This is a genomic window from Paenibacillus sp. sgz302115, from assembly GCF_056120445.1.
Genome location: NZ_JBVYOK010000010.1, coordinates 212941 through 222326 on the forward strand (window position 1 = coordinate 212941; position 9386 = coordinate 222326).

The following is a 9386-nucleotide window of genomic DNA, read 5'->3' on the forward strand; positions in this document are numbered from 1 at the left end:
AAAATGGTAAATATCAAGCAAAAAGAAACGGTTACATCGGCATGAATTTTGCGAACTGAGGGACGGGGAGAAAGAATGAAATCCTGGAAAAGTATCGTCTGGGCTGTCATGTTATCCGTATTGCTTCCTTTAGGTCTCGTGTATTGGCATACCTCCCTTTTCACATGTCTGCTGCTCGGCGTATGGGTGGCAGCGGTGCTTGCTTTCAGCTTTGTTTACAACCGGCGTCATTTTGAAGAGGAGCTGCGTTTACAGGAGAAAACTCTGCAGCAGGCGGCGAACCGGACACTGAATCATCATCGTCATGATTGGATGAACGATCTGCAAGTGCTTTACGGATATATCCAGCTGGGCAAGCCTGATAAATCCTTGGAGTGTGTGGGAAGAATAAAGGAGCGGATCGCGCTGGACAGCCGCATTTCCAAACTCGGCATTCCTTCGCTGGTGTTCTATTTACAATCTTTCCGCACCTACAGAAGCAGTCTGGAGCTGGAAGTGCAGGTGGAGGAAGGGTTGCAATTGGAGGACAAGCTGAGCCCGGAGACGGGCGATGAGCTGACTTCGGTGATTATGCAGACGGTAAGGGCTTATCAGTACAGCGGACTTGCTCCACAGGGCGATACGCGGAAGCTGCGGCTTGGTTTTTCACAGGATGGAGGAGACATTCTTATCTCTTTCGAAAGCGAGGATGATCATGGCAATCCTGAGCTGCTGCAGGGGCAAATTTATAATATAGTACAAGGAAAAATCATAAAAGCGGACCAGGCAAAACGAGGCGAAGCTTGTGTGAAGCTGCGGCTGCCGCTGGAGATGTAAGGAAGGTGAATATAATTGTTCGTAGATAAAGCCAAGATTTATGTAAAGGGCGGCGACGGCGGCGATGGTCTCGTGGCGTTCCGCCGGGAGAAATATGTGCCGGAAGGCGGACCGGCCGGCGGTGACGGCGGGCGTGGCGGCGACGTTATTTTTCGTGTGGACGAAGGCCTGCGCACACTGATGGATTTCCGTTACCAGCGCCACTTCAAAGCTGAACGCGGAGTAAAAGGGCGCAACAAAAGCCAGCATGGAGCGAACGCCGAGCATATGATCGTGCGTATCCCTCCGGGAACCGTACTGATTGACGATGATACCCAAGAAGTGATTGCCGACATGACCCGTCATGGACAACAGGTGGTTGTTGCGCGGGGCGGACGGGGCGGACGGGGAAATACCCGTTTTGCCACACCGGCCAATCCAGCGCCAGAGCTGGCGGAGAACGGTGAAGAAGGTCAGGAACGTTATATCGTCATGGAACTGAAGGTAATGGCCGATGTGGGGCTTGTGGGCTTCCCGAGCGTAGGGAAATCCACACTGCTGTCGGTGGTTTCTGCGGCTCAGCCCAAGATTGGCGCATACCATTTTACAACGATAACCCCGAACCTGGGTGTGGTCGATGTCGGGGATAGCCGAAGCTTTGTTATGGCTGACCTGCCGGGATTAATTGAAGGCGCCAGTGAAGGGGTTGGCCTTGGCCACGAATTCCTGCGTCACGTTGAACGTACCCGTATTATCATCCATGTGGTGGATATGTCCGGCTCTGAAGGGCGTGATCCCTTTGACGATTGGGTCAAAATTAATGATGAGCTGAGACAATACAATGCAAATCTGACTGACCGCCCGCAAATTGTGGCAGCGAATAAGATGGATATGCCCGAATCTGAGGCAAACCTGGTTTCCTTCCGTGAACGTGTCGCGGAGGTCCGTCCAGATCTGGAGATCATGCCGATTTCTTCGCTTACCCGTCAAGGGGTGCAGGAGCTGCTCTACCGTGCAGCCGATATTCTGGACAGTATACCGGTTGCTCCTGTTGTTGAGGAGGTAGCTGAAACCTCGGAACGCAAGGTGTATAAGCTTGAAGCGGAAGAGGACAACTCCTTCACGATTACCCGCGACAATGATGCATTTGTGGTTAGCAGCCCTCGTATCGAGCGGATGCTGAAGCGGATGCAGCTTAGCACGCATGATGCCATTCTTAAGCTGGCCCGCACACTGCGCCATATGGGTGTGGATGCAGAGCTGCGTAAACGCGGCGCGGTAGAAGGCACGATTGTCCGTATAGGTGATTTTGAATTCGAATTTGTTGAGAACAGCAGCTACTATTAAGTCACTGGCTGCTTATGCCACATATAATCGCCGGTTGTGTTTCCACGAGGGAGACACAGTCGGCGTTTTTTTTCATGAAGAAACCTAATTCAAGCTGGCTGGGTACCCAAAAAGTTGTTGCATTTTACAGGCAAAATCCCGTATAATGTCCACTATAAAAACACAAAAGTCTTTGGGGTGAGGACGTTCGTGAAAGAGCGCTATTATTTGGTCCGTGAGGACATATTGCCTGACGCCGTGCTGAAGACCATGCAGGTCAAGCAGCTGCTTGAAGCGGGAGATGCCAAGACCGTACATGAGGGTGTAGAACAGGTGGGGCTTAGCCGCAGCGCATTTTATAAATATAAGGATGGCATTCATCTGATTCATCAGCTGGAGCGCGAGCGGATTGTTACAATCTCCATTGATCTCGAGCATGAATCGGGCATGCTGTCCAAGGTTCTGGGCTGTGTTGCTGTACATGGCGCCAACGTGCTGACGATTAATCAGAGTATTCCGCTGCAGGGGCGGGCCAATGTGGTGATCTCTGTAGAGATATCGCATTTGAATCAGGAATTGGGTGATATGCTTGATAGCATGAAGGCGATCCCCGGGGTGAAGCGTGCTTTGATTATTGGGCAGGGCTAGACACTTATGCGGTATATTGAAGAAGTAATTCAGTGAAGCTGAGACGCACATAACTTTTAGGAGGATTCAAATGAAGCCGGTTAAAGTGGGGTTGCTGGGTCTGGGAACAGTGGGTACGGGAGTTGTCCGTATCTTGGTTGGGAATCAGGAGGATCTGAGCAGTCAGGTCGGCTCGCCGATTCTCATTGAACGTATTGCCGTGAAGAACACCGAGAAGCCCCGCGATATTGAAGTGGATGCTGCGATAATCACCGATGATCCCTGGGCGGTTATCCGTGATCCTGAAATTGATGTAATCGTCGAGGTGATGGGCGGAATCACGGGAACGAAAGAGTACATTCTGGAAGCGCTGGAGCGCGGCAAGCATATTGTGACAGCCAATAAGGATTTGATGGCGCTGCACGGCTCGGAGATTCTGGCCAAGGCCCAGGAGAAGCAGTGCGATGTGTTTTACGAGGCGAGCGTGGCTGGCGGGATTCCGATTATCCGTACACTTATTGAAGGCTTCTCCTCAGATAAAATCATGAAGATTATGGGGATCGTGAACGGAACCACCAATTACATACTGAGCAAAATGAGCCGGGAAGGCGCCTCCTATCATGATGTGCTGAAGGAAGCGCAGGAGCTGGGATATGCCGAATCTGATCCGACCTCTGACGTGGAAGGCTTGGACGCTGCGCGCAAAATGGCCATTCTCGGGACCCTCGGCTTCCGTACGAATGTCGAACTGAGCGATGTCAGTGTAAAGGGCATTTCCGGAGTGAGCAAGGAGGATATCGCTTTTGCCAAAAGACTTGGATATGAGATGAAGCTGATCGGCATCGCCGAGAGCCAGGAGGACGAATTCAGCATCAGCGTGCAGCCCACAATGATCCGCGCCAGCCATCCTATCGCCTCCGTGAACGGCGTTTACAACGCGGTGTATGTTTACGGTCAAGCCGTGGGAGAAACAATGTTCTATGGAGCCGGGGCAGGCGCAATGCCGACAGCTACCTCCATCGTAGCCGATCTTGTTGCCGTCATTAAGAACCTGAAGCTGGGCGTGAATGGACTGAAGCAGATCGTTCCTTACAAGCAGATGAAGCTGAGAAGTGACGAAGACATTTTTTATAAAAATTTCCTGCTGCTGCATGTGGATGACAAAGCGGGCGTACTGGCCAAAATTACGCAGGTGTTTGCTGAGTATGAGGTCAGCCTTGATTCCGTGGTGCAGCAAGCCAACCCGGATAATCCTGACGCTGAAATTATTATAGTAACGCACAATGCCAGCAAAGCGAGCATGAACAAAGTAATGCGGCATTTGGAGCAGCTCAAGGTCATTCACCGCATCAAGAGCCACTATCGTGTGGAAGGATGATCACCGGATTCTATCCCTGATTTTAGCTTCGCGCAATAATAATGAAGGAGATTCTACCAGCTATGAGTATGTACGGAAGGTCTAGAGTAAAAGTACCCGCCAGTACCGCCAATCTGGGTCCGGGATTTGATACGCTGGGCATGGCCCTGTCGCTGTATGCCTGGATCGAAATGGAGGAGGCTGCGGAAACGGTATTTCACCTTTACGGGGATGAGATGGCAGGTGTTGCCCGGGACAAAAGCAATTTGCTCTACCGGGTAGCCCAAATGGTATTTGCAGAAGCTGGTGTTACAATTCCTGAGCTCTCCATCACAATGTATTCCGAGATACCGCTCACAAGGGGCCTTGGCAGCAGTGCATCGGCAATTGTTGGCGGAATGGCTGCGGCTAATGCTATGATAGGTTCACCGCTGGATAATGCCAAGCTGTTTGATATGGCGACCGCTCTGGAGAAGCATCCCGATAACGTAGGAGCATCGCTGTTTGGCGGCGTTATTACAGCCGTTTGGGATGGTAAGCATGCCGATTACATACGGATTGAGCCGCCGCAGGAGCTTGAAGTGCTGGTCGTCATTCCCGAATTTGAGTTGTCGACCACCAAGGCGCGTGGTGTGCTTCCAGACAAGATTACGGTAAACGATGCTGTCCATAACATTAGCCGCACTTCCCTTTTGACAGCGGCGCTGGCTGCGGGCAGGCTTGATCTGATCGGCCGGGCGATGCAGGACCGCTTGCATCAGCCATATCGCGCACCGCTTGTGCCCGGTATGGAGAAGCTGCTCGCTGAAGCACCGAAGCACGGGGCGCTTGGCATCGCGCTTAGCGGAGCAGGGCCTACACTACTCTGTATGGTTGACCGGCGGGAGCGCCGCAAGCAGGAGCTGGAGCTTTTCCTTGTGGAAACGATGCAGGAACACGGTATTCCGGCACGTACCTGCTGGCTGTCTCCTTGCACAGCGGGTGTTACTACAGAGCTGCTTGCAAGAAACGGGATGCAAAGCGAATCATTTTTGGATATGATAAAAGGAGAACAACAGTCATGAAATCAATAGCGGTTTTGCCGCAGGGCTCGGTATCGCACGAAGCGCTGTTGTATTTGTTTGGTGGTGAGCCTCTAAAGATTGAGCATCATAAGCTGATCTCCGATGTTTTTCTCGCTACGGCGGGCGGAGTGACTGATTACAGCGTGATTCCAATTGAGAATACGATTGAAGGCTCGGTCAGCCTGCATATTGATTGGCTCATCAATGAAGTGAATCTGCCGATGCAAGCGGAATGGATTTTTCCGTCCGTGCAGAATCTGATTGGCAACCCCGGGGAGTTTACGGATGGCGGGGGGAACAAGGATTTCACCAAAGTGGTTAAAATTCTTTCCCATCCTGTCGCCATGGCGCAATGCCTGCAGTTTATCCGCAAGCATATCCCTTGGGCTGAGCTGGAGTCGGTAGGAAGCACTTCCGAGGCAGTGGAGATCGTTTCGAACAACCCCGGCAAGGGCTGGGCTGCAATCGGCACGGCGCTTGGTGCGGCAACCCACGGGCTTGAGGTTGTAGAGCGGCGGGTTACGGACCATAATAACAATTACACGCGGTTTGTGCTGGTAGGCCAGCAGAAGCTTGAGCTGCCACGGATAAGCAGCGGGGACAAAACAAGTATCCTTGTGACCCTGCCGGAGGATTTTCCGGGAGCCCTGCATCAGGTGCTGTCCGCATTTGCCTGGAGGCGGCTGAATTTATCACGTATTGAGTCACGGCCAACGAAGAAGAAGTTAGGTACTTATTATTTCTATATTGATGTGCTGGAACCGATGGAATCGGTCCTGCTGCCTGCGGCGATTGAGGAAATTGAGGCCCTGGGCTGCCAGGTACGGATTCTGGGCTCGTATCCCACATACACCTATGAAGAAGAGAAAGCGGAGGTGCAGTAAGTTCATGGCTGAGCAATGGATCTATCTGGATGGACAACACGTAACAAAGGAAAATGCAAAGGTATCCGTTTTTGATCACGGATTTCTATATGGTGACGGCATTTTCGAAGGTATTCGTATATACAACGGAAATATTTTTAAATGCAAGGAGCATCTGGACCGGCTATATGATTCAGCCAAATCCATTATGCTGGATATTCCGCTGACTTATGATGAGATGCTGGAGGCCATGGCTGAAACCATTCGTCTTAACGAAATGCGCAACGGCTACATCCGACTGATTGTGTCCCGCGGTGTCGGCAACTTGGGGCTTGATCCCCGCCGTTGTCCCAAAGCCAGCGTAATCATCATCGTGGAGCAACTGGCCATTTATCCGGAGCAGGCATATCTGAACGGTCTTCGTGCGGTTTCGGTATCGCAGCGCCGCAATATTCCGGATGCGCTGAATCCTAAGATCAAATCACTGAACTATCTTAATAACATCCTCGTCAAAATCCAGTCCAATCTGGCGGAAGCGGACGAAGCGATTATGATGAATGCCCAAGGGTATGTAACCGAGGGCTCAGGCGACAACATTTTTATCGTCAAAAGAGGAATCGTCTATACCCCGCCTTGCTATCTAGGGGCGCTTGAAGGTATTACTCGACTAGCCATCATTGAGCTGTGCGCGAAGCTGGGGCTGACGCTCAAGGAAGAGCCGTTCACCATGCATGATGTGTATATTGCGGATGAGGTTTTCTTCACCGGAACAGCAGCCGAGGTTATCGCAGCCCGGGAAATCGACGGCCGGGTTATCGGCGCAGGCCAAGCGGGTCCAATTACACTGAAACTGCTTGAGGAATTCCGCAATGTTGTAGACAAAGACGGCTACAAGGTCTGGGAATAAACCGAAGAGTACGAATATCAGGAACAATCCTTTCATGCCAGCCATGGAAGGATTTTTTTTGTTGTGATAGATGTCAATCGCCTATGGGCTGCATAAGATGTAGTAACGAAGGAGGCGGCTGTACCGCTTATAACGAAGCTGGGGGTAAAGCCATTCAATTTGGACCGCTCTCAGGGCCAGAAGGCCCACAAAACATTTAGGAGGTTAATGCTGCGTGAAAATACACATTGTCAAACAAGGCGATTCGCTGTATGCATTATCGCAAAAGTATGGGGTGCCGCTGCAAACAATTATCGAGGCAAACCCGCAAATCAGCAATCCTGACGTGCTTGTCATTGGTGACAAAGTCAAAATCCCTGCGGGCGCAACTCCGGTCCCTGACAACAATGAGGTCTTCTACAAACATACCGTCAAACAAGGCGATACTTTGTGGAAGCTGTCCAAAGCTTGGGGAATCACACTGAAGGACATGATTGATGCCAATCCGCAGTTGAAGAATCCGAATGTTCTCATGGTTGGTGAAATCGTCAATATTCCTAAGAAAGGAAATAATTCTGCCGCCAATCCCCAGTCCATAGCCTCCACAGCCATCAACAAACCAAATCTTGGTGCAAAAGAATATACGGGACCTAAAGAGCAGCCCTCCGCGGTTGCCCCTAATGTGAACAAGGCTCCTGAAGTAGCTCCGATTGTGAACAAGGCTCCCGAGGTAGCTCCGATTGTGAACAAAGCTCCCGAGGTAGCTCCGATTGTGAACAAGGCTCCTGAAGTAGCTCCTATAGTGAACAAGGCTCCTGAAGTAGCTCCCATAGTGAACAAAGCTCCCGAAGTAGCTCCGATTGTGAACAAGGCTCCTGAAGTAGCACCAATTGTGAACAAGGCTCCCGAGGTGGCTCCGATTGTGAACAAAGCTCCTGAAGTAGCTCCTATTCATGAAGTGATTCATGAAAAACAAAGCCTGTTTGTCCAAATCTCTGTTCCTGCTCAGGAAGCAAAGACCTTTGAGATGCCGAAAGAAAAGTCCAAATCGGAGGTTCAGCCCACTTCCTGGTATGAAAATAAAGTATCGCCATGCGAGAAATCAGCTGGCTATCCAGGTCTATATGAGAATCCATATTTTATGGATTGTCCGCCAGCATATCCGTATTATGAGCCGATGGGTGTCATGGGCATGAATTCGGCTCCGAATTATATTCAACCAGCTGCCTATATGCCGGATTGTGTGACTCCGTATTCCTATCCAGAAAATATTTATCCATCCGCTGATTATCCGGAAGCATGGCATCCAAATATGGCGCCGGAATACAGTAACATCAGTCCGGTCAGCGAAAATCTATCATATGCTATGCCTCAATACGGCGGACAGTCAATGAATCTTCCATGGCCTTCTTGCGGCTGTGGCGGTGGAATGCCTGTTCAACCAATCCAGCCGTATTCGTATGAGCAGCCTATCTATAATAACTATCCAGCCTATATGCAGCCTCAGCCGGGGATGATCTCACCTTATGAAATAGGCATGGAGCCGAAGTCCAATATAGCACCAATAGGAACGCTTTCCGGACCGATGGTTTCCAATATTCCCTCCTATCCGATGTACCCGGGAATGGAAAACTATGCCCATAACCGGGTGCCTGAAATTCAAGAACCTGAGTTTATCCAACAGGATGTACCGCAGGCTGTTGAGGCGGAAAGATCCGAACCGGCAGCAAAAAGCAAAAGCGGAGAAACAAAAGCTTCCTCTGCTAAAGTGAAAACATCAGCTCAAGCTACCATCAGTTCCAATAATGTATCTGCCAAGCAGCGTTCCAAACAAAGCTCACGTAAAAGCACAGCAAAGAAAAACAAAAATCCATGGATTTCGCGCTAATAGTTACATGAACTGAACTGGCTCTTCTTATGCGTGCTATGCTGCGTTTTCACGCGCATGGCACGCTTTTTAGTCTTTAATATTCATGGATTTATATAATGAAACAGAGAGGCTTGGATATTGCGAGCTATTTGGAAAATATTAGCGGTTGTCTTTAGTGAATGCAGCATGGTATATTATAAATCCAGTCACGAACGGGAAGTTGAGTTTGAAGTACTGGATCATGGTAAATTGATTGGTAGTGCTAACATATTTAAAAAAAGTGTTGCATTCGATTGATAAACATGATATATTATAAAAGTTGCTGGTGACGAGATAATCGCCGCTAACAACGAGCTTGATCTTTGAAAACTGAACAACGAGTGAGTATCGGAAATCACTTCGGTGATTCCAAATCGATGAATTTCACAGCGTGTTTCACGCTTTTGAAATCTCATTAAGAGAATGCAAATTCTCGTCAGATGTTTCAAAATGAGCGAATCGCTCTTTTCAATAACCTTATTGGAGAGTTTGATCCTGGCTCAGGACGAACGCTGGCGGCGTGCCTAATACATGCAAGTCGAGCGGAGCTTATCCTTCG

At 50.0% G+C, this 9386-nt stretch carries 8 protein-coding genes and 1 rRNA gene; all 9 read left to right on the forward strand.

The annotated features are described in order from the left end of the window. Nucleotides 1-75 precede the first annotated feature (75 nt). Nucleotides 76-816, forward strand: coding sequence for a Spo0B domain-containing protein (locus tag AC0LWN_RS19610; RefSeq protein WP_458966870.1), 741 nt, complete (start codon nt 76-78; stop codon nt 814-816). Between the two features lie 15 nt (nt 817-831). Beyond that, on the forward strand, nt 832-2142 hold the full coding sequence (gene obgE, locus AC0LWN_RS19615) for a GTPase ObgE (protein WP_474668223.1): 1311 nt from the start codon (nt 832-834) through the stop codon (nt 2140-2142). A gap of 189 nt (nt 2143-2331) precedes the next feature. Further along, the gene (locus tag AC0LWN_RS19620; protein ID WP_458966868.1) at nt 2332-2769 is read left to right on the forward strand and encodes an ACT domain-containing protein; all 438 of its coding nucleotides are present in this window, start codon (nt 2332-2334) and stop codon (nt 2767-2769) included. Nucleotides 2770-2839: 70 nt separating this feature from the next. Beyond that, nucleotides 2840-4126, forward strand: coding sequence for a homoserine dehydrogenase (locus AC0LWN_RS19625; RefSeq protein ID WP_474668225.1), 1287 nt, complete (start codon nt 2840-2842; stop codon nt 4124-4126). Between the two features lie 62 nt (nt 4127-4188). Continuing rightward, a complete protein-coding gene (gene thrB / locus AC0LWN_RS19630; protein WP_474668227.1) occupies nt 4189-5169 on the forward strand; it encodes a homoserine kinase in 981 nt (326 codons plus the stop codon). Further along, nucleotides 5166-6053 carry a prephenate dehydratase gene (pheA, locus tag AC0LWN_RS19635; RefSeq protein WP_474668229.1) on the forward strand — a complete coding sequence of 296 codons (888 nt, stop codon included), beginning with the start codon at nt 5166-5168 and terminating at the stop codon, nt 6051-6053. The genes thrB and pheA overlap by 4 nt, the downstream gene beginning before the upstream one ends. Before the next feature lie 4 nt (nt 6054-6057). Then, the gene (ilvE, locus tag AC0LWN_RS19640; RefSeq protein ID WP_474668231.1) at nt 6058-6939 is read left to right on the forward strand and encodes a branched-chain-amino-acid transaminase; all 882 of its coding nucleotides are present in this window, start codon (nt 6058-6060) and stop codon (nt 6937-6939) included. 214 nt (nt 6940-7153) lie between these two features. After that, nucleotides 7154-8806, forward strand: coding sequence for a LysM peptidoglycan-binding domain-containing protein (locus AC0LWN_RS19645; protein ID WP_474668233.1), 1653 nt, complete (start codon nt 7154-7156; stop codon nt 8804-8806). Between the two features lie 498 nt (nt 8807-9304). Then, nucleotides 9305-9386: ribosomal RNA gene (locus tag AC0LWN_RS19650) — 16S ribosomal RNA — on the forward strand; the annotation flags it as partial.

Excerpts from the sequence above, each read along its gene's own strand:
- AC0LWN_RS19610 (WP_458966870.1), top strand. The coding sequence starts at position 76 with ATGAAATCCTGGAAAAGTATCGTCTGGGCTGTCATGTTATCCGTATTG.
- ilvE (WP_474668231.1), top strand. The coding sequence starts at position 6,058 with ATGGCTGAGCAATGGATCTATCTGGATGGACAACACGTAACAAAGGAA.
- pheA (WP_474668229.1), top strand. The coding sequence starts at position 5,166 with ATGAAATCAATAGCGGTTTTGCCGCAGGGCTCGGTATCGCACGAAGCG.
- AC0LWN_RS19625 (WP_474668225.1), top strand. The coding sequence starts at position 2,840 with ATGAAGCCGGTTAAAGTGGGGTTGCTGGGTCTGGGAACAGTGGGTACG.
- thrB (WP_474668227.1), top strand. The coding sequence starts at position 4,189 with ATGAGTATGTACGGAAGGTCTAGAGTAAAAGTACCCGCCAGTACCGCC.